The 26,139-nt window shown below is 70.8% G+C and carries 21 protein-coding genes, 1 tRNA gene and 1 riboswitch; of the genes, 7 read left to right on the top strand and 15 right to left on the bottom strand.

Annotation, left to right across the window (positions count from 1 at the left end; all coding sequences use genetic code 11):
- Window positions 1–30: 30 nt before the first annotated feature.
- From ACIQRL_RS12620 to ACIQRL_RS12610, 3 genes are all read left to right on the top strand, one after another.
- Window positions 31–1,059, top strand: coding sequence for an SGNH/GDSL hydrolase family protein (locus ACIQRL_RS12620; protein ID WP_401330660.1), 1,029 nt, complete (start codon window positions 31–33; stop codon window positions 1,057–1,059).
- A 928-nt stretch (window positions 1,060–1,987) separates the two neighbouring features.
- Window positions 1,988–3,208, top strand: a complete 1,221-nt coding sequence (locus tag ACIQRL_RS12615) for an acetyl-CoA C-acetyltransferase (RefSeq protein ID WP_401330657.1) — start codon at window positions 1,988–1,990, stop codon at window positions 3,206–3,208.
- A 283-nt stretch (window positions 3,209–3,491) separates the two neighbouring features.
- Complete coding sequence (locus tag ACIQRL_RS12610) at window positions 3,492–4,289, top strand: hypothetical protein (protein ID WP_401330654.1); 798 nt, start codon at window positions 3,492–3,494, stop codon at window positions 4,287–4,289.
- 91 nt (window positions 4,290–4,380) lie between these two features.
- On the opposite strand, the gene ACIQRL_RS12605 is transcribed toward ACIQRL_RS12610, so the two are convergent.
- Window positions 4,381–4,692, bottom strand: a complete 312-nt coding sequence (locus ACIQRL_RS12605; RefSeq protein ID WP_401330651.1) for a hypothetical protein — start codon at window positions 4,690–4,692, stop codon at window positions 4,381–4,383.
- 104 nt (window positions 4,693–4,796) lie between these two features.
- On the opposite strand from ACIQRL_RS12605, the gene ACIQRL_RS12600 reads away from it, so the two are divergent.
- Window positions 4,797–5,027, top strand: a complete 231-nt coding sequence (locus ACIQRL_RS12600) for a DUF4287 domain-containing protein (RefSeq protein WP_103550712.1) — start codon at window positions 4,797–4,799, stop codon at window positions 5,025–5,027.
- A 106-nt stretch (window positions 5,028–5,133) separates the two neighbouring features.
- On the opposite strand, the gene ACIQRL_RS12595 is transcribed toward ACIQRL_RS12600, so the two are convergent.
- The 3 genes from ACIQRL_RS12595 to ACIQRL_RS12585 form a co-directional block, all read right to left on the bottom strand.
- On the bottom strand, window positions 5,134–6,012 hold the full coding sequence (locus ACIQRL_RS12595; RefSeq protein WP_401330648.1) for a Bax inhibitor-1/YccA family protein: 879 nt from the start codon (window positions 6,010–6,012) through the stop codon (window positions 5,134–5,136).
- A gap of 199 nt (window positions 6,013–6,211) precedes the next feature.
- Complete coding sequence (locus ACIQRL_RS12590; protein WP_401330645.1) at window positions 6,212–7,396, bottom strand: 4-hydroxybenzoate 3-monooxygenase; 1,185 nt, start codon at window positions 7,394–7,396, stop codon at window positions 6,212–6,214.
- 213 nt (window positions 7,397–7,609) lie between these two features.
- Window positions 7,610–7,692 (bottom strand) — tRNA-Leu (locus ACIQRL_RS12585).
- 497 nt (window positions 7,693–8,189) lie between these two features.
- Here ACIQRL_RS12585 and ACIQRL_RS12580 point away from each other — a divergent pair.
- Window positions 8,190–8,987, top strand: a complete 798-nt coding sequence (locus tag ACIQRL_RS12580) for an ABC transporter ATP-binding protein (protein WP_401330643.1) — start codon at window positions 8,190–8,192, stop codon at window positions 8,985–8,987.
- Between the two features lie 175 nt (window positions 8,988–9,162).
- Window positions 9,163–11,703 carry an ABC transporter permease gene (locus tag ACIQRL_RS12575; RefSeq protein ID WP_401330641.1) on the top strand — a complete coding sequence of 847 codons (2,541 nt, stop codon included), beginning with the start codon at window positions 9,163–9,165 and terminating at the stop codon, window positions 11,701–11,703.
- Window positions 11,704–11,822: 119 nt separating this feature from the next.
- On the opposite strand, the gene ACIQRL_RS12570 is transcribed toward ACIQRL_RS12575, so the two are convergent.
- The 9 genes from ACIQRL_RS12570 to ACIQRL_RS12530 all read right to left on the bottom strand — a co-directional run bounded on the left by ACIQRL_RS12570 (window position 11,823) and on the right by ACIQRL_RS12530 (window position 22,891).
- On the bottom strand, window positions 11,823–13,112 hold the full coding sequence (locus ACIQRL_RS12570) for a class I SAM-dependent methyltransferase (protein ID WP_401330638.1): 1,290 nt from the start codon (window positions 13,110–13,112) through the stop codon (window positions 11,823–11,825).
- Window positions 13,113–13,418: 306 nt separating this feature from the next.
- Window positions 13,419–14,813 (bottom strand): NAD(P)/FAD-dependent oxidoreductase, encoded by a 1,395-nt coding sequence (locus tag ACIQRL_RS12565; protein ID WP_401330636.1) that lies wholly within the window; start codon window positions 14,811–14,813, stop codon window positions 13,419–13,421.
- Between the two features lie 607 nt (window positions 14,814–15,420).
- Window positions 15,421–16,392, bottom strand: coding sequence for an exopolyphosphatase (locus tag ACIQRL_RS12560; protein WP_401330633.1), 972 nt, complete (start codon window positions 16,390–16,392; stop codon window positions 15,421–15,423).
- The gene (locus ACIQRL_RS12555; RefSeq protein WP_401330630.1) at window positions 16,389–17,042 is read right to left on the bottom strand and encodes a DUF501 domain-containing protein; all 654 of its coding nucleotides are present in this window, start codon (window positions 17,040–17,042) and stop codon (window positions 16,389–16,391) included. The genes ACIQRL_RS12560 and ACIQRL_RS12555 overlap by 4 nt, the downstream gene beginning before the upstream one ends.
- Before the next feature lie 39 nt (window positions 17,043–17,081).
- Window positions 17,082–17,558, bottom strand: a complete 477-nt coding sequence (locus ACIQRL_RS12550; RefSeq protein WP_401330628.1) for a septum formation initiator family protein — start codon at window positions 17,556–17,558, stop codon at window positions 17,082–17,084.
- Window positions 17,559–17,676: 118 nt separating this feature from the next.
- On the bottom strand, window positions 17,677–18,963 hold the full coding sequence (gene eno, locus ACIQRL_RS12545) for a phosphopyruvate hydratase (protein ID WP_261703999.1): 1,287 nt from the start codon (window positions 18,961–18,963) through the stop codon (window positions 17,677–17,679).
- 349 nt (window positions 18,964–19,312) lie between these two features.
- Entirely contained in the window at window positions 19,313–20,023 is a 711-nt protein-coding gene (locus ACIQRL_RS12540; RefSeq protein WP_401330624.1) for a transglycosylase family protein, read from the bottom strand.
- A 4-nt stretch (window positions 20,024–20,027) separates the two neighbouring features.
- A riboswitch (cyclic di-AMP (ydaO/yuaA leader) is annotated at window positions 20,028–20,221 on the bottom strand.
- A gap of 183 nt (window positions 20,222–20,404) precedes the next feature.
- Window positions 20,405–21,304 (bottom strand): transglycosylase family protein, encoded by a 900-nt coding sequence (locus ACIQRL_RS12535; protein WP_401330622.1) that lies wholly within the window; start codon window positions 21,302–21,304, stop codon window positions 20,405–20,407.
- A gap of 315 nt (window positions 21,305–21,619) precedes the next feature.
- Window positions 21,620–22,891, bottom strand: a complete 1,272-nt coding sequence (locus ACIQRL_RS12530) for a cytochrome P450 (RefSeq protein WP_401330619.1) — start codon at window positions 22,889–22,891, stop codon at window positions 21,620–21,622.
- A 180-nt stretch (window positions 22,892–23,071) separates the two neighbouring features.
- Here ACIQRL_RS12530 and ACIQRL_RS12525 point away from each other — a divergent pair, with 180 nt between their 5' ends.
- Entirely contained in the window at window positions 23,072–24,283 is a 1,212-nt protein-coding gene (locus ACIQRL_RS12525; protein ID WP_401330617.1) for a globin domain-containing protein, read from the top strand.
- 1 nt (window position 24,284) lies between these two features.
- On the opposite strand, the gene ACIQRL_RS12520 is transcribed toward ACIQRL_RS12525, so the two are convergent.
- Window positions 24,285–25,286, bottom strand: coding sequence for a nucleoside triphosphate pyrophosphohydrolase (locus ACIQRL_RS12520; RefSeq protein WP_401330843.1), 1,002 nt, complete (start codon window positions 25,284–25,286; stop codon window positions 24,285–24,287).
- A gap of 176 nt (window positions 25,287–25,462) precedes the next feature.
- Window positions 25,463–26,125, bottom strand: a complete 663-nt coding sequence (locus ACIQRL_RS12515; RefSeq protein WP_401330614.1) for a SurA N-terminal domain-containing protein — start codon at window positions 26,123–26,125, stop codon at window positions 25,463–25,465.
- Between the last annotated feature and the right edge of the window lie 14 nt (window positions 26,126–26,139).

Here is a 26,139-nt window from a genome sequence, read left to right as displayed (position 1 = left end):
TGTACGGCTACGAGGAGGTGGCGGCGACGGATGTCGAGCTTGTCTAGGGCGAGGGTGGCCCGGCGGATCGCTGCGGGCGCGGCGTACGGCGGGGGCGGGGTCGGGCTGGTGGGCGCGGCGGCCGTCGGCCTGGTGCTGGCCGAGGTGCAGCTCGCGAAGCGGCATGTGGGCAACGGGCACGCTCCCTACGCCCCGCGCGCGGACGGTCTCTACGGGTACGACTACACCGGTGCCTCCGCCGACGACCCCCCGTTGCGCCTGATCATGCTCGGCGACTCGACGGCCGCGGGCCAGGGGGTGCGGCGGGCCCGCCAGACACCGGGCGCGCTGCTGTCCTCCGGACTCGCGGCGGTGGCCGAGCGGCCGGTGGAGCTGTGCAATGTGGCGCTGCCGGGCGCCCAGTCGGACGACCTGGACCGCCAGGTCGCGCTCGCCCTCACGGACACCTCCCGGCTGCCCGACATCTGCGTGATCATGATCGGGGCGAACGACGTGACGCACCGGATGCCGCCGACGCGCTCCGTACGTCACCTGTCGGCGGCGGTACGCCGGCTGCGCACGGCCGGTGCGGAGGTGGTCGTCGGCACCTGTCCCGACCTGGGCACGGTCGAGCAGGTCCAGCAGCCGCTGCGCTGGCTGGCCCGGCGCGCGTCCCGCCAGCTCGCCGCGGCCCAGACGATCGGGACGGTCGAGCAGGGCGGCCGCACGGTGTCGCTGGGCGACCTGCTGGGCCCGGAGTTCGAGGCGAACCCGCGCGAGCTGTTCGGCCCGGACCACTACCACCCCTCGGCGGAGGGGTACGCCACGGCGGCCATGGCCCTCCTGCCCACGGTCTGCGCGGCGCTCGGCCTCTGGCCGGCCGAGGAGGAGCGTCCCGACGTCTCGCGGCACGAGGGATTCCTGCCGGTCGCCCGTGCGGCCGCGGAGGCCGCCTCCGAGCCCGGCACCGAGGTCGCCGCCGCCATGCCCACCGGCCCCCGCGGCCCCTGGGCCCTCCTCAAACGCCGCCGCCGCCAACGCCTCCCGGCGACAGACCCGGCCCCGACCCCCTCCAACTGACCCGCCCCCGGAACCGACGCCTCCCAGGACGGACGGCTCCCGGGGAGGGGGCCGATCCCCGGTTCCGGGCCGATCCCCGGTTCCAGGCCGATCCCCGGTTCCAGGCCGATCCCCGGTTCCAGGCCGGTCCCCGGTTCCAGGGCGATCCCCGGTTCCGGGCCGATCCCCGGTTCCAGGGCGATCCCCGGTTCCGGGCCGATCCCCGGTTCCGGGGCGATCCCGGGTTCCGGGGCGTGGGCCCCGGCTCCGGGGGCGGTCCCGGGGGTGGGTGCGTGGGCTCGGGCGCGTGGGGGCTGGTCGCGCAGTTCCCCGCGCCCCTGAGTCCGTCACCCCGACCGGCATCAGAGAAGCGGGCACCCGAGGAGCGGAACCGAGGTCCAGCCCCCGGACGGCCAAGGACCAGCCCCGACCGCCGAAAGACCAGCCCCTCCGCCGTTCGAGGAACGGGCACCCGAGGAGCGGAACCGAAATCCATCCCCGGCCGGCGAAAGATCAGCCCCTCCGGCGCTTGAGGAGCGGGGACAGGGCAGAGCCCAGATACAGCCCCTCCGGCGTTCGAGGAACGGGGACAGGGCAGAGCCCGGATTCAGCCCCTCCGGCGCTTGAGGAGCGGGGACAGGGCAGAGCCCAGATACAGCCCCTCCGGCGTTCGAGGAACGGGGACAGGGCAGAGCCCGGATCCAGCCCCTCCGGCGTTTGAGGAGCGGGGTCTGGGGCAGAGCCCCAGAAAGGCCGGCCCAAGAGGGGGCTCACCCCTCGGCAAGCGCCCCGTGCAACGGGCCCCCCGCAAAAGGCGCCCCCGCCAGAGAAAAGCAAGCGCTTAGAAAAGTGCGTCCGGTGTCACACACCAAGACCGGTGACCTCGACGGTACGTACGGGTAACTTCCCAACCAGCCCTGCACACTTCCCGTACGCCAATGGAGCCGTGATGCCCGAAGCCGTGATCGTCTCAGCCACCCGCTCCCCGATCGGCCGTGCCTTCAAGGGCTCCTTGAAGGACGTGCGCCCCGACGACCTGACCGCCACGATCATCGAGGCCGCCCTCGCCAAGGTCCCCGAGCTGGACCCGAAGCTCATCGACGACCTGATGCTCGGCTGCGGCCTCCCCGGCGGCGAGCAGGGCCACAACCTCGGCCGGATCGTGGCCGTGCAGATGGGAATGGACCACCTCCCGGGCTGCACCATCACCCGTTACTGTTCCTCCTCCCTGCAGACCTCCCGCATGGCCCTGCACGCCATCAAGGCGGGCGAGGGCGACGTCTTCATCTCGGCGGGAGTCGAGATGGTGTCGCGTTCGGTCAAGGGCACCTCCGACGGCATGCCGGACACCCACAACCCCCTCTTCGCCGACGCCGAGGCCCGCACGCTCGAGGTCGCGCAGTCGGAGGGGTCGACGTGGCACGACCCGCGCGAGGACGGCCTGGTCCCGGACGCGTACATCGCGATGGGCCAGACCGCCGAGAACCTGGCCCGCCTCAAGGGCGTCACCCGCCAGGACATGGACGAGTTCGGCGTGCGCTCGCAGAACCTCGCCGAGGAAGCCGTCAAGAACGGCTTCTGGGAGCGCGAGATCACCCCGATCACGACCCCGGACGGAACGGTCGTCAGCAAGGACGACGGCCCGCGCGCGGGTGTGACGCTGGAGGGCGTCCAGGGCCTCAAGCCGGTCTTCCGCCCCGACGGCATGGTCACCGCGGCCAACTGCTGCCCGCTGAACGACGGCGCCGCCGCCCTCGTGATCATGTCCGACACGAAGGCCCGCGAGCTCGGCCTGACCCCGCTCGCGCGCATCGTCTCGACCGGTGTCACCGGCCTCTCCCCCGAGATCATGGGCCTCGGCCCGGTGGAGGCGAGCAGGCAGGCGCTCCGCCGCGCCGGCCTCACCGTCGACGACATCGACCTGTTCGAGATCAACGAGGCCTTCGCCGCCCAGGTGATCCCGAGCTACCGCGACCTGAACATCCCGCTGGACAAGCTGAACGTGAACGGCGGCGCCATCGCCGTCGGCCACCCCTTCGGCATGACCGGCGCCCGCATCACCGGCACGCTCATCAACAGCCTCCAGTTCCACGACAAGCAGTTCGGTCTGGAGACCATGTGCGTCGGCGGCGGCCAGGGCATGGCGATGGTCATCGAGCGCCTGAGCTGACAGCGGCGACCCGTTCCCGTGACGGGAGTTGAACCCAGCGTGAACGAATCGGCCCAGAAGCCCGTAACCACCGGGCCTCTGGGCCGATTTGTGATCCAATCCACCCCAAGATGTGACCTTTGTCCCTTCGGGCGGCCATTTCCGCAGGTCAGAGCCGTTGTGCAGCTAAACCCGAGGCCCAAAGTCCTGTCCTATTCGTGACGTTACGCACTGACAGTTTGATGGTTCGCCCTTCAAGCTGATGTAGGAAGTCGGGGGCCGACTTTGAACCGGGAGTACGTCAGTGAGCGCCATGCCGATTGCTTTGCTGCTCACCACCGCCGCCACCGCGGCCGTGGGCGTCGCCGTTCTGCACACCCTGCAGAGTCTGCGTCGGCAGGTCGCAGCCCTGCACAGTGAACTCGCCGAGGGCCGCGCCGGTGCCGCGCGAGGTCTCGTGCCCGCCGCGCGGGGAGCCGCCGACGCGGACGAGATACGTATGGCCGTGGCCGAGGCGCTCGCCGACGAGCGGGAGCGGGAGCTCGCCGAGGCGCGGGCCTTCTGGGCCGCGCAGGAGGCGCGTGACGCCTCCGACGCGCCCTCGCTGCTCGGCCTGCCGGACAGTGAGCTGTTCCTGCCGCGCCACTCGGACCTCGTGGGCCTGGAGCCGGTGACCGAGGCCGGTACGGATCTGGAGGAGTTCCTCCAGACCGGTACCGCCGGCGACTCCCCGGAGCTCGCCGCGGCTCGCCGCCGTCACCCCTCGCACCCGGACTTCGTTCCCGTCCAGTCACCCGTGGTCAACGACCACGAGCGCACGGTGGCCTGTCTGGAGGAGCTCGCCGAGTCCGGCACGGAGCTGGCGGACGTCCGCCCGGGCCCGCTCGGCACCCTCGACGTCTACGTCTTCGCCGACGGTACGACCCTGTGCATGACCCCGGGCCACCGCGAGACCGCGAAGCGGCTCGCCGCGGCTCTGGAGGCCGGTCAGACCCCGGTCCTGCTCGGCGGCTCCGGCGTCTCCGGCGCGTACGCCCTGACCTTCGCCTTCGGCGAGGAGAACGTCTACATCCTGGCGGACCGCGTCATAGCGTCCCTGTGACCCGCACCGCCTCGCGGTGACCCGCGCCCCCGAAGCCAGGGGGCCGGCACACCGAAGGGGCCGGGCAACCGCGCCGGAGTCGATCAGCCGATCAGACCCCGGCGCGTTTCTGTGCCTCCGCCACCAGCGTGACCGCTTCCGCGAGTTCCTCCTCGTTCTTCAGTACGAGGGCGAAGTCGTGCGCGGCGACCGTGATTTGGTCGGCGGCGGCGAACATCCCGGCGTCGGGCATCTCCCGGGGTTCCCCCGGCGGGTCCTCGACCCGCTGGGTGCGCAGTGCGAACTCCCTGGCCAGCCCTAGCGCCTCCGCCGCGGCACTTCGTTGCAGGCGGCTCTGCGGTGCGGCCCGCAACCGGTCGGCGAAATGGTCCACGGCACGGGTCAACGGCGTCGTATCCAGCACGCCGCGAGACTACGCGCAGCGGCGGGACTGTTGCCAACAACCCAACCCTCAGGCACGGTGGCGTGAAGGACCGGCTTACATCCCCTTTGCGTTCGGAGGCGCCGATGTCCCAAGTCTTCTCCGAGGAGACCCATCGCAACCTGCTCGCCCGCATCCCTCATTGCACCGGTCGTGAGATCTCCGACTGGCTCCGCACCGTCGACGAAGGACCCGCCCTCTTCCGCTTCGAGGAGAAGGTCAGCTGGCTCCGCGCCGAGCACGATCTCGCGTACGGCCACGCCAAAGCGATCATCCATGAGTACGACCTGAGGAGGGCCGCGCGCAAACTGCTGTGAGCGCGCACCACCGAGACGACCGGCACCCGACGACGAAGGGCCCGCGAACCGGTGGTTCGCGGGCCCTTCAGGTCCTACAGGACGGCCTGTCCCGCCGTCGGCGCCGCTAGTCGCGGCTGAAGATGGCGACCAGCCGCAGCATCTCGACGTAGATCCACACGAGGGTCATGGTCAGGCCGAACGCGGCCAGCCATGCCTCCTCCTTCGGGGCTCCGTAGGTGATGCCGTCCTCGATCTGCTTGAAGTCGAGGGTCAGGAAGAACGCGCCGATCAGGATCGCCAGGATGCCGACGATCGCGCCGAGCGGACCGCTGCTGCGCAGTCCGCCGTCCGGAGCGACGCCGAAGGCGACCAGCAGCAGGTTCACCGCCATGACGACGATGAAGGCGATGGCGATGGTCAGGCCGATGCGCGCGTACCGCGCGGTCACCCGGATCCAGCCCGCCTTGTAGACGAGCAGGGTGGCGCCGGCGACCGCCATGGTGCCGAGCACCGCCTGGAACGGGGCGCCGTGCCACCGCGCGTTGTACATCTCGCTGATGACCCCGAGGAAGACGCCCTCGAAGGCGGCGTACCCGATGATCAGCGCGGGCGAGGCGGCGCGCTTGAAGGACTGCACCATCGCGAGCACGAAGGCGACCAGCGCGGAGCCGATGGCCAGGCCATAACTCGTGGTGGAGACCGGCAGCAGCGCCCAGGCGAGAACGGCGCCGACGACGACGGTGCCGAGCGTCATGGCCGAACGCATGACGACGTCGTCCATCGTCATCCGGCCGGTGGCGACCGGGGCCTGCGGCGGAGCGCCGTACTGAAGGTCCTGCTGCGCGTACGGGTTCTGCGCGTAGGGGTTGCCGCCCTGCTGGGCGTACGGGTTCCCCTGCGTGCCGACAGCGGGTCCCCCGGCCTGCGGCGCCGCGTTGAAGCCCGCGTAGCCGTTGTCGCGGCTGAACCCCCGTCGCGAGAAGACCGGGTTACTGCTCCTCATTTCGCTCCTCCATGGCCACCCTCGTGACCTTGGCTCAAGAGTAATGGGTAGGCAAAGGAATGACCCTAGTGCTTGAGGAGGATCTTTCCCTCGTTGTGCCACCGTACGCGTGTGCCCCCCGGCACGCCCGCACTGGTACGAAGCCGTGACACCAGCGGCGGTGACATCGGCTTCGCGGAGCTCTTCCCTGCACGGCCGTTCATTCCTGTTCATCGAGCGAAAAGCCCGTGTAGGCCTCCGCGAGGTCCGTCACGGCCGCGCGCGAGGTCGCGATCCGCTCCAGGCGGGCGAGCTGGACACGGTCCTCGAAGGGGGTGGCGGCGGGGTCGCGGTGCAGCAGGGCCGTCATGTCGTACGAGAACCGCTCGGCCTGCCAGACCCGGCGCAGACAGGTCTCGGAGTAGGCGTCGAGCCGCTCGGCCGATCCGGTGTCCCTGAGGTGGACCAGGGCGCGGGCGAAGGTGACGACGTCGCCGACGGCGAGGTTGAGGCCCTTGGCGCCGGTCGGCGGCACGATGTGGGCGGCGTCGCCGGCGAGGAAGAGCCGGCCGTGCCGCATCGGTTCGTGGACGTAACTCCTCATGGGCGTGACCGACTTGGCGGTGACGGGGCCGCGTCGCAGCCGCCAGTCGTCGGCGGTCTCCAGGCGCCGTTCCAGCTCGTCCCAGATCTCCTCGTCGCTCCACGCGTGGGCGTCCGTCCCCTCGGGCACCTGGAGGTAGAGGCGGGAGACGGTGGGCGAACGCATGCTGAGCAGCGCGAAGCCGCGGTCGTGGCGGGCGTAGACGAGTTCGTCGTGCGAGGGCGGGACGTCGGCGAGGATGCCCAGCCAGCCGAAGGGGTACGCGCGCTCGAAGGTGCGGGAGAGCGCGGCGGGCACGGCCCGGCGGGCCACGCCCCAGAAGCCGTCGCAGCCGACGACGTAGTCGCACTCGAGTACGTCCTCGCGCCCCTCGTGCCGGAACCGCACGCGGGCCCGGTCGCCCTCGGCCCCCTCGACGGCCAGCGCCTCGGCCCCGAAGAGCAGCGGCCCGCCCTCCGCGAGCTGCAACGCGATGAGGTCCTTGCACACCTCGGTCTGCGCGTACACCATCACCGAGCGCCCGCCGGTGAGCGCCGGGAAGTCGATCCGCTGCCGCTTCCCCCGGTACCGCAGCTCGATCCCGTCGTGCCGCAGCCCCTCCCGGTCCATCCGCTCCCCGGCTCCGGCGGCCCGCAGCACGTCCACCGTCCCCTGTTCCAGGATCCCGGCCCGCTGCCGCTGCTCGACATAGGCGCGGTCCCGGCTCTCCAGAACCACGGACTCGATCCCGGCGCGATGCAGCAGCCGGGCCAGCAACAGCCCGGCCGGCCCGGCCCCGACGATCCCCACAGTGGTACGCATCGGCCCACCCCTCCCTCTCGATGTTCGCCCAGTGAATTTTCCTTCACCTGTCTGGCCCCGCGAGTCTCCGCCGTCGGGGAACCAGTGTCAACGATCGGGGACACCCGTCAGCGCCCGAGCGAGGGGGCGTGAGAGCGAGCGGAACTGCAGCCGGCGGGCCACGCTCGGAGGGTTCCGACTGTGGCCCGCGTCCTGCGTCGCAGGTGCGGGAAGTGCCCGGAACCGGACTTGAACCGGTACGCCCGCGAGGGGCAGCGAGGTTTAAGCTCGCCGTGTCTGCATTCCACCATCCGGGCAGACCATGGGCTCCGCATCGAGGTTCCGAGCCTATCGGGGCGCGTAACCCGAACAGCGGGCGTGCGGACCGATGTTGTCTTATTTTATTGATGCCTGATGGTGCATCAGCACGCGGTACAGGCCGTCAGCACTTGCCAACAGCCTTTCGGACGCGGCGAGCCCGCGTACACGAATTGACGGAATTTCACCGTCCGAACAAGGTCGGGACGAGCCGCGGCCTGGGTCCCCGGCCGCGAACCGGGAGAACCGCCGCGCGACGCGCGGTCCATGGACCTCCGCGGCGCTCCGTGCGAGGGATCCCCGGAGGTCCTCGGCACCCCCCGACCCCGACGGCCCTCAGGGGAGTTCCGTCATCCCCAGGTATGACGGAACCGCTCCCGGTCCGACCGCAGGCTGCCTCCGGAACCGGAACAGCGGGTGACTACACCGCGCGGATCGGCACGGACGATGGAACACGTCCCCATCAACGTCGTCGTCCCGACAGGAGCACCCTCCCGTGACCACCACTCCCCTCGCCGGCACAAGCACCGCGGTCGCAGCCCGCGCCATGGAACTGTCGAAGGTCTACGGGCAGGGCGAGACCCAGGTGATCGCCCTCGACCGGGTCACCGTCGACTTCCGGCAGGCCGAGTTCACCGCGATCATGGGGCCCTCGGGGTCCGGCAAGTCGACGCTGATGCACTGTGTCGCGGGACTGGACACCTTCTCCACCGGCTCGGTGCGCATCGGTGACACCGAACTCGGCTCCCTGAAGGACAAGCAGCTCACCAGGCTGCGCCGGGACAAGATCGGCTTCATCTTCCAGGCGTTCAACCTGCTGCCGACCCTGACGGCCCTGGAGAACATCACCCTCCCGATGGACATCGCGGGCCGCAAGCCCGACAAGGAGTGGCTGGACAAGGTCATCAAGATGATCGGCCTCGCCGACCGGCTGAGCCACCGCCCCTCCCAGCTCTCCGGCGGCCAGCAGCAGCGTGTCGCCGTCGCCCGCGCCCTCGCCTCCCGCCCCGACATCATCTTCGGCGACGAGCCGACCGGAAACCTGGACTCCCGCTCGGGCGCGGAGGTCCTCGGCTTCCTGCGCAACTCCGTACGGGAACTGGGCCAGACCGTGGTGATGGTGACGCACGACCCGGTGGCCGCCGCCTACGCGGACCGGGTCGTCTTCCTCGCCGACGGACGCATCGTCGACGAGGTGTACGAGCCGACCGCCGACTCCGTTCTGGACCTCATGCGAAATCTCGGGGGAAACCCCCGGACCCCCGAGTCCGACGGCAAGGCCCGCACCAGCTGACACCCCGCCGGACGGCCCACACCCGGCGTTCCGCGCCCCGGGTGGCCTCCCGCCCTCTCCGCGCCTTTGCGCACTGCCGCACGCTCCCCGTGCCCGCCCCGTGGCCTCCCGCGCCCTCCGCCCGCCGGCCCGTGGCTTCCCGCGCCCGCCCGCGACCCCTGGACTGAGAAGACCCATGTTCCGTACCGCCTTGCGCAACGTATTCGCGCACAAGGCCAGGCTCCTGATGACCGTGCTCGCCGTTCTGCTCGGCGTCGCGTTCGTGTCGGGGACCCTGGTCTTCACCAACACCATCTCGGACGCCTATCAGAAGAGCTCCGCCAAGGGCTTCGGCCAGGTCGACGTCGCCATCCGTCCGCAGAGCGCGGCGGACACGGGCGACACCGTCGGCAGGACGCACAAGCTGACCCGGCCGCTGCTCGACAGGGCGGCCGGGGTGCCGGGCGCCGCGTCCGTGATCGGCGTCGTCAACGGCTTCACCGCCATCGCCGACAAGGACGGAAAGCTCATCGGCGGCGGCTTCCAGTCGCAGGGCGGCAACTACTGGAGCGGGAAGGACGGCGGGAAGGACCCCCGCTACCCGCTCACGGCCGGGCACGCTCCGCACGGCGCGGGCGAGGTCGCGATCGACGCCGAGACCGCGAGGCGGGCCGGCTACCAGGTCGGCGACACCGTGCGTCTGTCCGTCGACGGCCCCGTCCTCCAGCCCGTCGTGACCGGCGTGTTCACCACCGACGACGGCAACGTGGCCGCGGGCGGCAGCCTCGCCCTGTTCGACACGGCGACCGCACAGCGGCTGTTCCACTCGGTCGGCTCCTACGACGAGATCGACGTGAAGGCCGCGCCGGGCACCGGCCAGACCGCGCTGCGCGACGCGCTCGACCTCGTCGTACCGAAGGACGTCGCCTCGACGACGACCGGCCGGAAGCTCGCCGACGACCAGGCCGAGCAGATCTCCTCGGCGATGAGCGGGATGAAGACGGGCCTGCTCGTCTTCGCCGGGATCGCGCTGTTCGTCGGCACGTTCATCATCGCCAACACCTTCACGATGCTGGTCGCCCAGCGCACCAAGGAGCTGGCTCTGCTGCGTGCCGTCGGCGCCTCCCGCCGCCAGGTCACCCGCTCGGTGCTGATCGAGGCGTTCGTGGTCGGCGCGGTCGCCGCGCTCGGCGGGCTCGCCGCGGGCATCGGCATCGGTGCCGCAATGCGCTCCCTGATGGGCACGCTCGGCGCCACGGTGCCGGACGGCCCGCTGGTCGTCTCGCCCGGCACGGTCGCCACGGCGCTGCTCGTGGGCGTCCTCATCACGATGCTCGCCGCGTGGCTGCCGGGCCGCCGCGCCGCGAAGATCCCGCCGGTCGCCGCGATGAGCAGCGTCCACGCGAAGGCGACGACGAAGTCCCTGGTCCTGCGGAACACGATCGGTGCCCTGTTCGCGGCCGCGGGTGTCGCCGTGGTCCTCTACGCCACGACGATGGACGGCTCGGACGGCCAGGCCCCGATGGGTCTCGGCGCGGTGCTGCTCATCATCGGCGTCTTCGTCCTCACCCCGCTGCTGTCCCGTCCGATGATCGCCGCGGCGGCTCCCGTCCTGCGGGTCTTCGGGATCTCCGGCAAGCTGGCCCGGCAGAACTCGGTGCGCAACCCGCGCCGTACGGCCGCCACCGCCTCCGCGCTGATGATCGGCCTCACCCTGATCACCGGTATGACGGTGATGGCGGGCAGTCTGCAGAAGTCGATCGACAGGATGGCCAGTTCGGCGATCAAGGCGGACTACATGGTGTCGATGGCGAACGGCATCTCCCTCTCCCCGGACGTCGAGAAGAAGCTCGCCGCGGTCGACGGGGTCACCGACATCAGCTCGCTGCGCAACGCCCCCGCCCGCATCGACCGCCGGACCGAGTTCCTGACCGGCGTCAACGGCGCGGCCATCGGCAGGCTCACCGACCTCACCGTCACCGACGGCGCGTTCCGGGTCGGCGGCACACGCGTGGTGGTCGACTCGGACACCGCCACGCCCCATGGCTGGAAGGCCGGTTCGGACTTCACGGTCTCCTACGAGGACGGCAAGAAGGAGAACCTGACCGTCGCAGGGGTGTACGAGGCCAACGAAGTCGTCCGAGGCATCATGATCGACAACGCCACCCTCTCCCCGCACCAGCGCGACGTCACCGACATGCAGGTCGTGCTGAAGACGTCCGACGGCGCGTCCGCCGCGACCAAGGACAAGCTGGAGAAGGCCCTCGGCGACAACCCCGCCATCACGGTCCAGGACAAGCAGGACATCTCCAACAGCATCGCGAAGGCGTTCACGCTGATGCTCAACATGCTCTACGGCCTGTTGGCGATGGCGGTCATCGTCGCTGTCCTCGGTGTCATCAACACCCTCGCGATGTCGGTCTTCGAGCGTTCGCAGGAGATCGGGATGCTCCGCGCGATCGGCCTGGACCGTCAGGGCGTCAAGCGGATGGTCCGTCTGGAGTCCCTGGTCATCTCGCTCTTCGGCGGCGTCCTCGGCGTCGGTCTGGGTGTGTTCTTCGGCTGGGCGGCCGGCCAGTTGCTGGGCAGCAGGATGCCGACGTACGAACTGGTCGTGCCCTGGGGCCGGATGGCGGTCTTCCTCCTCCTCGCGGCGGCCGTCGGCGTCCTCGCGGCGCTGTGGCCGGCCCGCCGGGCGGCCCGCCTGAACATGCTGACGGCGATCAAGTCGGAGTGACCGGGCGGTCCGCGGGCCGGAGCGACGGCCGGCGGACCGCACCGCAAGGGGGGTCCCGTTCCCACCGGAACGGGACCCCCCTTTCCGTACGTTCCGCCTCTACTCCCCTTCGCCGCCCGTCAGTTCCAGGTCCTCGCCCGCAACGGCATCCCGGACGAGCCGGTCGCGTCCGGGGTCTTGACCGCCAGGACCTGGTTGACGCCGATCTGGTTGCGTTCGAAGGCGACCGCGCTGGCCGCCATGTACAGGCGCCAGACGCGCGCCCGGCCGACGCCGGTGAGCCGGACGGCACGGGACCACCCGGCCTCCAGGTTGGCGACCCAGCGGCGCAGGGTGAGCGCGTAGTGCTCGCGGATGACCTCGACGTCGCGCACCTCGAACCCGGCCCGTTCGAGCTGGGTCACGGTCGTCCCCAGGGGCGCGAGTTCGCCGCCGGGGAAGACGTAGGCGTCGATGAACTCGTCTACGGAGTACGTCGATTCGTCACGCTGCGGCCGCCGCGCGATCTGGTGGTTGAGCAGCCGCCCACCAGGCGCGAGGAGACGGTTCAGCACCTCCGCGTACTCCAGGTAGCGCTCGGCGCCGACGTGTTCGGCCATACCGATGGAGGAGATCGCGTCGTAGGGCCCGTCGGTGATGTCCCGGTAGTCCTGCACCCGGATCTCCACCTTGTCGGTCAGACCCTCCTCGGCGACCCGCTTACGGGCGTACGCGGCCTGTTCCTGCGACAGCGTCACCCCGACCACGGTCGCGCCGTGCTCGCGGGCGGCGTGGATGGCCATCGAGCCCCACCCGCAGCCGACGTCGAGGAGCCGCTGACCGGGCTTCAGACCCAGCTTCCCGGCGACGAGTTCGAGCTTGTCGTGCTGGGCCTCCTCCAGGGTGCCACCCTCCTGCCAGTAGGCGCACGAGTAGACCATGGACGGGCCGAGGACGATCTCGTAGAAGTCGTTGCCGACGTCGTAGTGGTGGCTGATGGCCCGTCGGTCGCTGCGCTTGGTGTGCAGGTGATGGCGTCCACGCACCTCCTCGGGGGGCGGGGCGGGCGGCAGCGGCAGCCCGCCCATCCTCACCAGCCCGCGCACCGCGGCGCGCACCTCCGGATCGCGCAGCGCCTCCCCCAGCCCGCGCGCGTCCTCGCCGCGCTCCCAGACGAGCCCGGAGATCAGGTTCAGGGCGGTGTACAGATCGCCCTCGACACCCAGGTCGCCGGAGACCCAGGCGCGGGCGAGCCCCAACTCGCCCGGTTTCCACAGCAGACGGCGCAGCGCCCGCCGGTTGCGGACGACGAGCGCCGGTGCCCCGGGCGGACCCGCTTCCGAACCGTCCCAGGCGCGGATGCGCAACGGGAGCGGGGCTCCCAGCAACTGTTCGACAAGGCTGTTGAGCCGCGGCGCGGCGTCCTGCATGGCGTACACCTCCGAGACAACACTCCCGAACGCTCCGACACCACGTAAACATCTACCCGCTCAGCGCGCAGTCCCCCCTCCGCGTCACAGATTCGCAAAACACGTGTACGCGCCACGCTTTACGTCCGGGCTTCCCGCACCCCGCTTCACCCGCCCCGCCTCACCCGCCCCGCCTCACTCACCCCTTCACGCGCCGCGCCGCACGGCGTCTCCCGCCGTCCACGGGTGCGGGCCGGGGGAACGCCGAAGGGGCCGCCCGCACCACGGATGGCGGGCGGCCCCTTCGGGGCGTTCGGTGACCGGAGGTCAGGAGGCCTTGGCCTTCTCCTCGGTCTTGGCGGCGGGCGCCGGGGCGGCCGCGGCCGGAGCCGGCTTGGCGGCCTCGTAGAACTCCTCGCGAGGAGTCTCCATGGCGCCGAGCGAGACGACCTCGCGCTTGAGGAACATCGCGAGCGTCCAGTCCGCGAAGACGCGGATCTTGCGGTTCCAGGTCGGCATGGCCAGACCGTGGTAGCCACGGTGCATGTACCAGGCGAGACGGCCCTTGAGCTTGATCTTCGTCTTGCCCAGGACGATCATCGCGACGCCCTTGTGGAGGCCGAGACCGGCCACCGCGCCCTTGTTGGCGTGCGCGTACTCCTTCTGCGGGAAGCCCCGCATACCGGAGATCACGTTGTCGCCGAGGATCTTGGCCTGACGCAGCGCGTGCTGGGCGTTCGGCGGGCACCAGGCGTTCTCGACACCGGCCTTGCGGGCGGCGACGTCCGGCACCTGGGCGTTGTCGCCCGCGGCCCAGATGTAGTCCGTGCCCTGCACCTGGAGGGTGGTCTGGGTGTCCACGTGGCCCCGCGGGCCGAGCGGCAGACCGAAGCGGGAGAGAACGGGGTTCGGCTTGACGCCGGCCGTCCACACGATCGTGTTGGAGTCGACCTCGAGGCCGTTCTTCAGCACCACGTGGCCGTCGACGCAGGAGTCCATGGAGGTGGAGAGGTAGATCTCCACACCGCGGCTCTCCAGGTGCTCCTTGCCGTACTGGCCGAGCTTGGGGCCGACCTCGGGGAGGATCTTGTCCGCGGCGTCGACGAGGACGAAGCGCATGTCCTCGCGGGACACGCTGCTGTAGTACTTGGCCGCGTCGCGGGCCATGTCCTCGACTTCACCGATGGTCTCGGCGCCGGCGAAGCCGCCGCCCACGAAGACGAAGGTCAGCGCCTTGCGGCGGACGTCCTCGTCCGTGGTGGAGTCGGCCTTGTCGAGCTGCTCGAGGACGTGGTTGCGCAGGCCGATGGCCTCCTCGATGCCCTTCATGCCGATGCCCTGTTCGGCGAGGCCGGGGATCGGGAAGGTGCGGGAGACCGCGCCCATCGCGATGACGAGGTAGTCGAAAGGCAGCTCGTACGCCTCGCCCACGAGGGGGGCGACCGTGGCGACCTTGCGGTCCTGGTCGATGGTGGTGACCCGGCCGGTGAGGACCTCCGCCTTGGGAAGTACACGTCGCAGCGGGACGACGACGTGCCGCGGGGAGATGCTGCCGGCGGCGGCTTCGGGGAGGAAGGGCTGGTAGGTCATGTACGACCGGGGATCGACGACCGTGACGGTCGCCTCTCCGTAGCGCATCTGCTTGAGGATGCGCCGAGCTGCGTACAGGCCTACGTACCCACCGCCTACTACGAGGATCCTGGGACGCTCCGTGGTGCTCATGCCATCGAGTATCCACCCGCTTCAGGGGGGTCGCTCGTGCGCCCCTTCACAAGCTTGGGCAGGGCCTCTGCTACACTCCGCGGCCCGCGTGATCAAGGTCATGGCAGGCGGGGGAGACCACCGTGCGGTTCGTACCGTTGTCAACACCGCGTGAGCTGCACTCCAAGCCATTCGGCCCAGCGGACCACACCCGTGTTTCACCACCCGGAAACACGGCCGCAACGCTCCGTTGAGCATGTTGCCGGACCGCCCGAGGCCTGCGAAAGGGCCCAAGTGGCCCTTTCCTCGCCCGGCAGGGGCTTTTTCCTTGTGAAGAACTTCACGAAGTTTCTCCGCGGGGCCGCGCGGGAGGGGTTCCGCGCCCCCTCGGACACGCTCATACGTTATCCGACACGCTCAGCCGAGGCTACCGATCAGTAGCGAAACGAGACCGGGACCACGCCCCCGCGACGCCGCCGGACAGCGCGTCCAGAGCCCCCGGCGGCCCCCGGCGGACCCCGGACGGCCCCGGTCCCCTCGGGAAAGACGGACGGCCCCGGTCCCCTCGGGAAAGAGGTACCGGGGCCGCCCCACGTCCGCTCTCGGCGCGTCGGCGCGCCGGCCCGTGTCAGTCGCCCCGCCGGCCCGCCTCGGCATCCTCCGCCACCTTGAAGGCGATCCCGTCGAGGATGTCGTGCTCGCTGACCACGACCTCCTCGGCCCCGGTCCGCTCCATGATCGAGAGCAGCACGAGGGCGCCCGCGCCGATCACGTCCACCCGGCCCGGGTGCATCGAGGGGATCGCCGCGCGCTCGGCGTGCGTGGAGCGCAGCAGCCACTCGGTGATCTCCCGGACGCGGGCGAGGGAGACCCGCGAGTGGTGGATCGCCTCGGAGTCGTACTCGGCGAGGTCCAGGGCGATCGCCGCGATCGTGGTGACCGAGCCGGCCAGCCCCACCAGGGTGCGTGCCTCGCGCAGCGGGACCGTCTCCTCGGCGAGGTCGAGGGCGGCCTCGATGTCGGCGCGCATGGCCGCGACCTGCCCGGCGGTGGGCGGGTCGGTCACCACGCCGTCGTGCACGAGGTGACGTTCCGTCATCCGTACGCAGCCGATGTCCACGGAGCGTGCCGCGCGCACCCGGTCGGCGCCGACGACGAACTCGGTCGAACCGCCGCCGATGTCCACCACCAGGTAGGGCGTGGCGAGGTCGTCGCGCCCGGCCAGTTCCCGGGTCGCGCCGGTGAAGGAGAACTCCGCCTCCTGGTCCCCGGTGATGACCTCCGGCTCGACGCCGAGGATGTCCAGCACCCCACGTACGAAGTCGTCCCGGTTCTCGGCGTCCCGGGAGGCGGAGGTGGCGACGAAGCGGAGCCGCTCGGCGCCGTGCTCCTTGATGGCGGCCGCGTAGTCGCGGCAGGCGGCGAAGGTCCGCTCCAGCGCCTCGGGGGCGAGCCGGCCGGTGCGGTCGACGCCCTGGCCCAGCCGGACGATGGTCATCCGCCGGTCCAGGTCGGTGAGTTCGCCCGTGCGCGGGTCGGCGTCGGCCACCAGGAGCCGGATGGAGTTCGTACCGCAGTCGACGGCGGCGACGCGGGTCACCGGCCGTCCTCGCCGGACGCGGCGGACTCACCCGGCGAGCCGGGTTCAGCCGACTCGACGGGCTCGACGGCGAAGTAGCCGGCGTCGGCGCCCTCTCCGGTCGTCTCGACCTGCCACCCCTCACCGGTGGGCGGTCCGGGGAGCGTCACGCACGCGCCCTTGCGCCACCACTCCGGCAGCATCGCGATGGCCTCGTCGCCGAGCGGGTTGACGCCGGGCCCGGCGGCCAGCGAGTGGGCGACCAGGACGTGCAGGCACTTCACCCGGTCCGGCATGCCGCCCGCGCTCGGGAAGCCCGCCAGGACCTCGATGGCGTCACGGCGCGCGATGTAGTCCTCGTGGGCGGCGCGGTAGGCCGCGGCCAGCTCGGGGTCGGTGGCCAGCCGGTCGGTCATCTCCTTCATGACCCCGTTGGCCTCCAGCGTCCCGATCGCGGACGCCGCCCGCGGGCACGTCAGGTAGTACGTGGTCGGGAACGGCGTCCCGTCGGGGAGGCGGGGCGCCGTCTCCACGACGTCCGGCTGACCGCAGGGGCAGCGGTGCACGATCGCGCGCAGCCCGCGCGGCGGCCTGCCGAGCTGCTGCTTGAAGGCCTCGACGTCGGCGTCGGTGGGCTCGGTGCGCGGGGTGGTCGGCGGAGGCGTTTCCATGCCGTGAGTCACGTGTCTTTCTGGTCAGTTCATGGGTCGTCACTGGTCGGCGGCGTCGGACTTGTCCACGCCGTCCCAGACATTGGTGTACCAGGGGCGGTCTGCGGTGCCCCGTTCGGCGCGGGCCTGCTTCGCCGCGTCCGGGTCGATCACGACGTAGCCGGTCTCGCCCGGCATCACATAGTGCAGCCGCTGCCGGATCTGCTGCTTCGCGTACGCGTCGTCCTGCCAGCGTGCCTTGAGGTCGCGCAGTTGCTCGACCCGTTGCCGGGCCTGCTCCTGCTGCCGCTCCAGGTCGGCGACCTGGGCGCGCTGGGAGACGTACTGCCGCATGGGGTACGCGAGGGCGACGATCAGGGAGCACAGGACCAGGGCGAGCAGCGCGGCCCGGCCGGTCAGCCGGGAGCGGCGCGCCTGCCGTTTGGTCTGGGAGCGGTAGACCCGGGCCGCCGTCTGCTCACCGAGCAGCTTCAGCCTCGTCGAGGTGGAGAACCGGTCCCGGTCCTTCACGGCCATGAGTCCCGCCTCCCCAGTACCGGCCCGTCGCACGGGCCCGTCACGCACGTACGTCCCCGCACACGGTACGGGACCGGGTGCGGGGACGTACGGAGGACGCTTCCTGAGCCGTGCGGGGTCAGTCCTTGAAGCGCGGGAACGCCGAGCGGCCGGCGTACACCGCGGCGTCGTCGAGGATCTCCTCGATGCGCAGCAGCTGGTTGTACTTGGCGACGCGCTCGGAGCGGGCCGGGGCGCCGGTCTTGATCTGGCCGCAGTTGGTGGCGACGGCCAGGTCGGCGATGGTGACGTCCTCGGTCTCGCCGGAGCGGTGGGACATCATGCACTTGTAACCGCTGCGCTGGGCCAGCTCGACGGCGTCCAGGGTCTCGGTCAGCGAACCGATCTGGTTCACCTTGACGAGCAGCGCGTTGGCGGTGCCCTCCTCGATGCCGCGGGCCAGGCGCTCCGGGTTGGTGACGAACAGGTCGTCGCCGACGATCTGGACCTTGTCGCCGAGGCGGTCCGTGAGGACCTTCCAGCCGGCCCAGTCGTCCTCGAAGAGCGGGTCCTCGATGGAGACGAGCGGGTAGGCCGCCACGAGCTCCTCGTAGTACTCGGTCATCTCGGCGGCCGAGCGGGACTTGCCCTCGAACTCGTACTTGCCGTCCTTGTAGAACTCGGACGCGGCGACGTCGAGCGCGAGCGCGACCTGCTCGCCGGGGACGTAACCGGCCTGCTTGATGGCCTCGAGGATGAGGTCGAGCGCGGCGCGGTTGGAGTCCAGGTTCGGGGCGAAGCCGCCCTCGTCGCCGAGGCCGGTGGACAGGCCCTTGGACTTCAGGACGGACTTGAGGGTGTGGTAGACCTCGGTGCCCCAGCGCAGGGCCTCGGAGAAGGACTCCGCGCCGATCGGGGCGATCATGAACTCCTGGATGTCCACGTTCGAGTCGGCGTGCGACCCGCCGTTCAGGATGTTCATCATCGGAACGGGCAGCAGGTGCGCGTTCGGGCCGCCCAGGTAGCGGAAGAGCGGCAGGTCGGACGCCTCGGAGGCGGCGTGCGCGACGGCGAGCGAGACGCCGAGGATGGCGTTGGCGCCGAGCGAGCCCTTGTTGTCGGTGGCGTCCAGGTCGAACATCGCCTGGTCGATCAGGCGCTGCTCGGTGGCGTCGTAGCCGACGAGCTCCGGGCCGATCTGCTCGATGACGGCGAGGACGGCCTTCTCGACACCCTTGCCCTGGTAACGGTTGGGGTCACCGTCGCGAAGCTCGATGGCCTCGAACGCTCCGGTGGAGGCGCCGGACGGAACGGCGGCACGACCCGTGCTGCCGTCGTCGAGGCCGACCTCGACCTCGACCGTGGGGTTGCCTCGGGAGTCCAGGATTTCCCGGGCTACGACGACGTCGATGGACGGCACGAGCATCTCCTTCTGGGATGTGACGCGGGTATGCGGGGCTTGGCAGCCCCGCGGGATGAGCCTATCCGGCCCAGGGGGATCGGCCAGCCGATCGACCACCCCTTGAGCAGAAGTGAGCGTACATATTGTTCCTGAACGGAACAAAAAAAGAAAAGAAAAACCCCGCTCCGGTGCATGCGGGGGAACAAGCACCGGAGCGGGGAGCCCGTGGGGACGGGGGCCCTCACCAGGCCTTCGGCACGAAGGCCCGGCCTGCGAGGGAGCTGCTGTTCAGCCGGGGCGACGCCGCGCACGGCCCGGACCACGGTCGCCCTCCGCCGAAGGCGACCCCGTCGGGCCCGGCGTGCGGCCGCGCTCAGCGGAGGTGCAGCTGCTGGCCCGGGTAGATGAAGTCGGCGTCGGCGACGATGTCCTTGTTCAGCTTGAACAGCTTCTGCCAGCCGCCCTTGACGTGCTTCTTCTCAGCGATCGAGCTGAGGGTGTCACCCTTGACGACCTTGTACTCGCCGTCACCCTTCTTGACCTTCTTGCCGGTCGGGGTGGTGACGGTCTTCTGGGCGGCGGGGCGCTCCGCGGAACGGGAGGCGGCCTGATCCGTCGTACGGGTGGTGGTGGCGCTCTGCGAGCCGCTCGACGACGAGGAGCCGGAGGAGGTCGACGGGGTCGAGGGAGTCGTGGTGCCACCGCTGTACGCGGCGCTCGACAGGCCGGTGCCGCAGGTCGGCCAGGCACCCTTGCCCTGCGCGGCGAGGACCTTCTCACCGATGGCGATCTGCTGCGACTTCGAGGCCTGGTCGGCGGTCGAGGCGTAGGCGGTGCCGCCGTACGCGGCCCAGGTGGAGGACGAGAACTGCAGGCCGCCGTAGTAGCCGTTGCCGGTGTTGATCGACCAGTTGCCGCCGGCCTCGCACTGGGCGACGGCGTCCCACTCGGAGGCGGTGGCGGCGGAGGCGTTGCCGGCCACCATCAGCGGGGCGGCGATGGCGACACCGGTGACACCGGCGAGCGCTGCGACGCGGGTGGCCTTGTTCGGACGACGGTGCTTGCCCTTGCTGGAAAACAGCATGGAGTGATCCCCTCACCGACGCCTGCGAGGTGAGCTGTCGGGTTCGGGCCGGTTGAGTTGCCCGGCCGCGCGCCTTCAGCCCTGTCTCCAGGACGTCCGGCACGCGACTTAACCCCAAGCCGTTCCCGGGTGTCTCTCAACTCCCGGGACCGGCACCTACCTTGGGTCCCCCGCTCCTGCCTACGGCGCATGACGCGACGACTGTTCCCGTACGGCCGCTGGCAGGATTCGGCGTTGCGACCGTCGGAGCCCGCTGTGGCGAGCGGTCACGACCGTAAGCAGTCGATCGGCGGAATATCAAAGACGATCAGGGCTTCTGAGACTCATGTCTCACTCGCACCAAACCGGACATTCCCTAGTGAATCGTGACGCGAACTCCCGCTAGTTCTGCACCGTTTCGGCAATGACGGCAATGCTCCGACCAGGGACGACGAGGCCGGGACCGGCGTCGGCCGACGCACTGTCCGCGACGGACTGGTCGCCATATCCGTCTTCGAGGCCGAGGACGTCGGGAACGTTCCAGAGATTCGTGCTGCCGTACGAGTTGTCGACGGTGTCGCTCGAGGCACTCGGGAGACTCGGAGCGCTCGGAGTGCTCGCCGCGTACCACCCCGTGGCGCTGTCGGCGGGACTGCCGGTCGCGCTCCCGGTGGCGTCTGCGCCGCGATGCCGCCCGGTTCCCGCGCTCGCGGCGTCGGAGGTGCCCGAAGAGGCGCCCTTCTGAGCCGACTTGCCCGACTCGTCACTCTTGCCGGCCGCTTGACCCGAGGCGCTGGGACTCGGCGAGACATCAGGCTTCGCGGCACCGCCGGTCACACCCGAGGAGTCACCCGAATCGGTTGAACCGGTCAAGTTCGACAAAGAGGTCGAGCTGGTCGAAGTAGACAAACCGGCTGAAACGTATGAATCGGCGTCACTTCCGGCGGCCGACGAGCCGCCGACCACGCCGGTGTCGACCGGGACCCCGGCCGAGCCCTCACTGAGCCCGGAGAGCGGTCCACAGGTCGGCCAGGCCGCGAGACCCCGGTCGTCGAGCAGCTTCTCGGCGACGGCTATCTGCTGCGAGCGGCTGGCCTGGTCGGCTCTCGGCGCGTACGCGAGACCGCCGTACGCCTCCCAGTCCGCCTGGTCGAGCTGGAGCCCGCCGTAGTACCCATTGCCCTGGTCGGCACTCCACGCGCCACCGCTCTCGCACTGCGCCACCCGGTCCCAGGTGGTCCCGTCGGCCGCGCTCGCCCCCGACGCGGCGAGCAAGGGGATGACGATGGCCGATCCGGTCACCCCTGCGGCGACGACGAGAGCTGGGGCCTGACGAGGGCGACGGTGACGGCCGTTCCCGGAGAGCATGCGGAAGCCTTTCGCGTGACAACGGGGGAGCAGCGCGGCTCCTGTGAAGTAAGAAGCGCAGGTGCCGCGTTGATGGGTGAAGGTAGCCGCACTCCGTCGCTGGTTACAAGTCGATGCAGTACAGATCACGTGAAGATCACAGATTTGATGGATCGTCACGTTCCGGTAGCCGGAAGGGTGCCCTTTCCGGTATTCGGAAGAACCCCGTCGACAGGCGTTCCGAAGGGTCGGCGATGAACCGATCAAGGACTATTTGACCGGGGTGAACTCCACAGGAAGCGTGCGCAATCCACGCATAATGAGCCCGCCGCGCCAGCGCAAATCGGCCGATTCCCCGGCGAGTTGCAGGTCGGGAAGGCGGTTGAGGAGCGTACCGAGCGCGGTCTGCCCCTCCAGACGGGCCAGCGGGGCGCCCAGGCAGTAGTGGATGCCGTGGCCGTAGCCCAAGTGCTGAAGGTCACGCCGGGCGAGATCGAGGGTGTCCGGCCGCTCGAAGCGTTCGGGGTCGCGGTCCGCGGCGGCGAGGACCACGAGCACGGGGTCGCCGGCCGCGATGTCCTGCCCGCCGATCCGCACGTCCTCGGTCGCGAACCGCCAGGTGGCCAGTTCCACGGGCCCGTCGTAGCGCAGGAGTTCCTCGACGCCCGTCTCCAGCAGCCCGCTTTCCCCGGCCGCGAGGGAGGCCTGCAGCCGGGCCCGCTGCCCGGGGTGGGTGAGGAGGGCGTGCATCCCGTTCCCGATGAGATTGACCGTGGTCTCGAATCCGGCGAACAGCAGGATGAAGGCCATGGCTGCGGCCTCGTTCTCGGTGAGGTGCTCGCCGTGGTCGGAGGCGCGGATGAGCCCGGAGATGAGGTCCTCGCCGGGCGCGGGCTCCGCGGTCAGCGCCTCGCGCTTGCGATGGATGAGCTCGGCGAGATACCCGCGCATCTTCTTGACGGACCGCGCGACCCCACCCCTCGGCCCGCCGCCGTGCCGGATCATCATCCCCGCCCAGTCCCGGAAGTCGTCCTGGTCCTCGCGCGGGACGCCGAGCAGGTCGCAGATCGCGTAGATGGGGAGCGGGAAGGCGAACTCGTGAATGAGGTCGGCCGAACCCCTGGCCGCGAAGTCGTCGATGAGCTGATCCGTCAACTCCTGCACCCGCGGGGCGAATTCGGCTACCCGCCGGGGCGTGAAGGCCTTGCTGACGAGCCGCCGCAGCCGGGTGTGGTCCGGCGGATCGATGTTCAGCAGATGCGTCATCAGCTCCGCCTTGCGCTCCCCGGGAATCCCGGTCCTGCCCCTCGCGTGCGCGGGCTCGTCGTGATGCGCGGGATTCTTGGACAGCCGCTGGTCGGCGAGCGTCTGCTTGGCGTCGGCGTACCGCGTGACGAGCCAGGCCTCCACCCCGCTGGGCAGCCGGGTACGGTGCACGGGCGCGTGCTCCCTGAGCCAGGCGTAGGCCGGGTAGGGATCGGTGGCGAACTCCCAGGTGAAGAGTTCGGGGGCGGCGCTGGCGGAGGCTTCGTGCTCGGTCACTCCTCGACCGTATCCGCAGGAGGCCGGGGACCCCGGGCCGACCGGCGATCAGCCACCGTCACGGGCCGCACCTGGAGTGCGCGACGGCGACGGAGACCTCCCCCGCCCCTTTCACCCCAGGCTGTCCTGACATGGCCGGCTGTTTGACTCCGCCTCTCGGCACCTCCCTACATTCACGCAGTGGACCCCGAAATACTCAGATCCAGCTTCGCGGTCGTGGAAAGACGGGCCGAGTTCGCGGTCAAGTACTTCTACTCGCACCTCTTCCGCCACAACCCGGAGCTCCGCGCGCTGTTTCCGGCGGACCTCCCGCAGGACATGGAACGGCAGCGGGACCGGCTCTTCGCGGCGCTCACGTTCGTCATGGACGGACTGGACGATCCGGACCTGCCACGGTATCTGCGGGATCTCGGGCGCGACCACCGGAAATACCTGACCCAGCCGGAGCACTACGCGGCCGTGGGCGCGAGCCTGATCGCCGCGTTCGCTGTCGTCGCGGGCTCGGCCTGGAGCGCCGAGGCCGAGAAGGCCTGGGGCGAGGCGTACGGGGTGATCGCCCAGCTCATGCAGCACGGCGCCTGGGAGGCCCAGCACCAGGGCGAGCCCCCCTGGTGGGACGCGGAGGTCGTCTCCCGCACCCGGCACGGCGAGGACCTCGTCGTCCTCACCCTGCGGCCACGGCAACGGCTCACCTACTCCCCCGGCCAGTACGTCAGCGTCAGCGTGCCCCACCTGCCGTGCGTCTGGCGTCCTTACTCCCTGGCCAACGCACCCCGTGCCGACCGCACCGTCGACCTGCACATCAGCCGCGTCGAGGACGGTGTGCTCTCCACCGCCCTGGTCCGGCGGACCCGCGTGGGCGACGTACTGCGGCTGGGCGCACCCGGCGGCGGCCTCACCCTGCGGACGCCGGCCGACCGGCCCCTCACCCTCATCGCGGCGGGCACGGGCTGGGCCCCGGTGAAGGCCCTGCTGGAACAGCTCGAACCGGCCCACGAGGCCCGGCTGTTCCTCGTCGCCCGCGACATCGCGTACCTCTACGACCGGCCCACCGTCGAACGCCTGCGGGCCAGGCTCCCCCAGCTCGCCGTCACCTACATCACCCCCGCGCCCGGCCGCCCCAAGGGCCAGGCGACCGAACGGCTGCTCACCGCGCTGGGCAACCGGGCCGGCTGGACCCGGCACGACGTCTATGTCGCCGGCCCGCCCGATCTCGTCGAGGAGGTCGGCGAGACCCTTCCCTCTCTCGGCGCGCCCGCCGAGCGCGTCTTCCACGATCCGCTCCCGCCGACCGGAGAAAGCCGTCCCCGCCCGGTGGGAGCGGCGGAGTGGCTGCTCGACCGCCCTCCACCGACCTGGCACAACCCGACAGGCCGCACCCCGGCAACGTGACTCAGGCCCCGCCGGGCTCCCCCTCCTCCTCCGCCGCGCGGATCGCGTCCCGGTACGTCCGTGCCGCCGCGCGCAGCGCCGCCTCCGGGTCCATGCCCTCGGCCTCGGCGCGCACGGCCATCGCCAGCAGTTCGTACCCCACGCCCTCCCCCTCGGGCAGCGGGACGTCGAGTCCCGCCGTACGCACCCGGGACGACAACTTGGCCGACAGGGCAAGGCCCGGCTGGCCCAGCGGGACGCCCTCGGTGACGGAGGTGCGCCGCTTCTCCTCGGCCTTGGTGCGCAGCCAGTGCTCCTTGACCTCCTCGGGCGTCGTGGCCGTCTCGTCGCCGAAGACATGGGGGTGCCGGTGGATCAGCTTGGCCACGATGCCGCCCGCCACGTCGTCGATCGAGAAGGGGGCCTCCTCGTGCTCCTCGGCGATCCGGGAGTGGAACACGACCTGGAGCAGGACGTCGCCGAGCTCCTCGCGCAGCTCGTCCCGGTCGCCTTCCTCGATGGCCTCGACGAGCTCGTACGCCTCCTCGATGCCGTACTTCGCCAAGCCCTGGTGGGTCTGCCGGGACGACCAGGGGCACTCGGCGCGGATGCGGTCCATCACCTGGACGAGGTCGAGGAGCCGGGCGCCCGGCAGGTCGTAGGAGGCGGGGAGCAGCTCCAGATCGGGCATCCGTATGCGGCCGGAGCCCGCCAGCCGGGCCAGACCGTCGGTGAGCCGGGGTTCGCCCTCCCCGCCGGCGACGACGACCAGCGAGCGGCCGCCGACGCACGCGTCGACCAGTTCCCGCGCGGTCGGGGACGCCTCGTCGACTCTGATCCCGGCCTCGCGCAGATACGGCACCTGCGGGTGCGCGGGGTCCGCGCACAGCACCTGGTCGGCGCCGTGGAGGGCCTGCCAGGCCGGCCAGGACAACAGGCCGGGCGCGACACGGTGGCTGGTGGTGAGCAGGACGATACGTCCGGGGTCAGGGGCGGGATCGGGGTCGGCCTCGGTCACGCCCACGGCGGTCGCGCCGACGGTGGTGACATCGGCCGCGGTCGCGTCGGCGGCGGTCCGCGCACTGCCCGGAGCGGCCCCCGTCGGTTCACTGGTTGCGTTCACCCCTCGAACGTAACCCACGCCACGGACACCCCCGAAGTTGTCCACAGGCCGCCCCGGCCGGGGCGGGCCAGGAGTGGTTACGCGGGCTGCTGCTGGGTCCCCGCCGACGACACGTCCCGCAGCCACGGCGTCTTCGCGTCGACGCGGCTGCTCTTCTGGACGTCCCAGGCGCCGTAGCGCGGGTTGAGGTCGACGTGGAGCTCCTTTGACGCGGCGGACATCGCCTTCCAGAAGGTGGCCTTGCCGTCGGTGGTGTTCATGTCGACACCGAGCGCGGCGGCGAGTTTCCGGGCCTCGATCTCGGTGCGCAGGCTGTCGTCGAGGCGCTTGGGCGCGACGCCGTAGTTCGACAGCCAGGCCGCCTCCAGGGCCTTCGAGCCGCCCGCCTGCTGTTCGAGGGCCGCCCGCATCTGCTGGGAGTCCTTGCGGGTGACGGTCACACCCGCGTTCTTCGCCGCCCGGTCCAGCACCTGGTCCAGGACCATGCCGTGCAGGGTGTCGCGGGTGAGGGTGCCGGTGTTGGCGACGACCTGTTCGTACTGGGCGTCGTCCTTGCTGGCGGCCCGCTGCGCCGAGCGCACCTCGTTCACCCGGCCCTCCAGCTGCGCGACGGTGATCCGGCGGCCGTCGACGACAGCCGCGGCGCCCGGATGGGCGTCGCTGCCACAGCCGGTGAGCAGAGGGGCCGCGGCGACGATCGCGGCGGAGAGGACGAGCGCGGTGCGACGGCGGCGGTGCAAGGAAGCCTCCCGAG

Origin of the sequence: Streptomyces sp. NPDC091209, from assembly GCF_044757755.1 — a bacterium.
Taxonomy (GTDB): domain Bacteria; phylum Actinomycetota; class Actinomycetes; order Streptomycetales; family Streptomycetaceae; genus Streptomyces.
This window is presented reverse-complemented; position numbering and strand designations above follow the sequence as displayed.

Coding starts and splice junctions, on each gene's coding strand:
- ACIQRL_RS12620 (WP_401330660.1), top strand. CDS start 31: ATGTCGAGCTTGTCTAGGGCGAGGGTGGCCCGGCGGATCGCTGCGGGC.
- ACIQRL_RS12615 (WP_401330657.1), top strand. CDS start 1,988: ATGCCCGAAGCCGTGATCGTCTCAGCCACCCGCTCCCCGATCGGCCGT.
- ACIQRL_RS12600 (WP_103550712.1), top strand. CDS start 4,797: ATGTCCCAAGTCTTCTCCGAGGAGACCCATCGCAACCTGCTCGCCCGC.
- ACIQRL_RS12595 (WP_401330648.1), bottom strand. CDS start 6,012: ATGAGGAGCAGTAACCCGGTCTTCTCGCGACGGGGGTTCAGCCGCGAC.
- ACIQRL_RS12590 (WP_401330645.1), bottom strand. CDS start 7,396: ATGCGTACCACTGTGGGGATCGTCGGGGCCGGGCCGGCCGGGCTGTTG.
- ACIQRL_RS12575 (WP_401330641.1), top strand. CDS start 9,163: ATGTTCCGTACCGCCTTGCGCAACGTATTCGCGCACAAGGCCAGGCTC.
- ACIQRL_RS12570 (WP_401330638.1), bottom strand. CDS start 13,112: ATGCAGGACGCCGCGCCGCGGCTCAACAGCCTTGTCGAACAGTTGCTG.
- ACIQRL_RS12565 (WP_401330636.1), bottom strand. CDS start 14,813: ATGAGCACCACGGAGCGTCCCAGGATCCTCGTAGTAGGCGGTGGGTAC.
- ACIQRL_RS12555 (WP_401330630.1), bottom strand. CDS start 17,042: ATGGAAACGCCTCCGCCGACCACCCCGCGCACCGAGCCCACCGACGCC.
- ACIQRL_RS12550 (WP_401330628.1), bottom strand. CDS start 17,558: ATGGCCGTGAAGGACCGGGACCGGTTCTCCACCTCGACGAGGCTGAAG.
- eno (WP_261703999.1), bottom strand. CDS start 18,963: ATGCTCGTGCCGTCCATCGACGTCGTCGTAGCCCGGGAAATCCTGGAC.
- ACIQRL_RS12540 (WP_401330624.1), bottom strand. CDS start 20,023: ATGCTGTTTTCCAGCAAGGGCAAGCACCGTCGTCCGAACAAGGCCACC.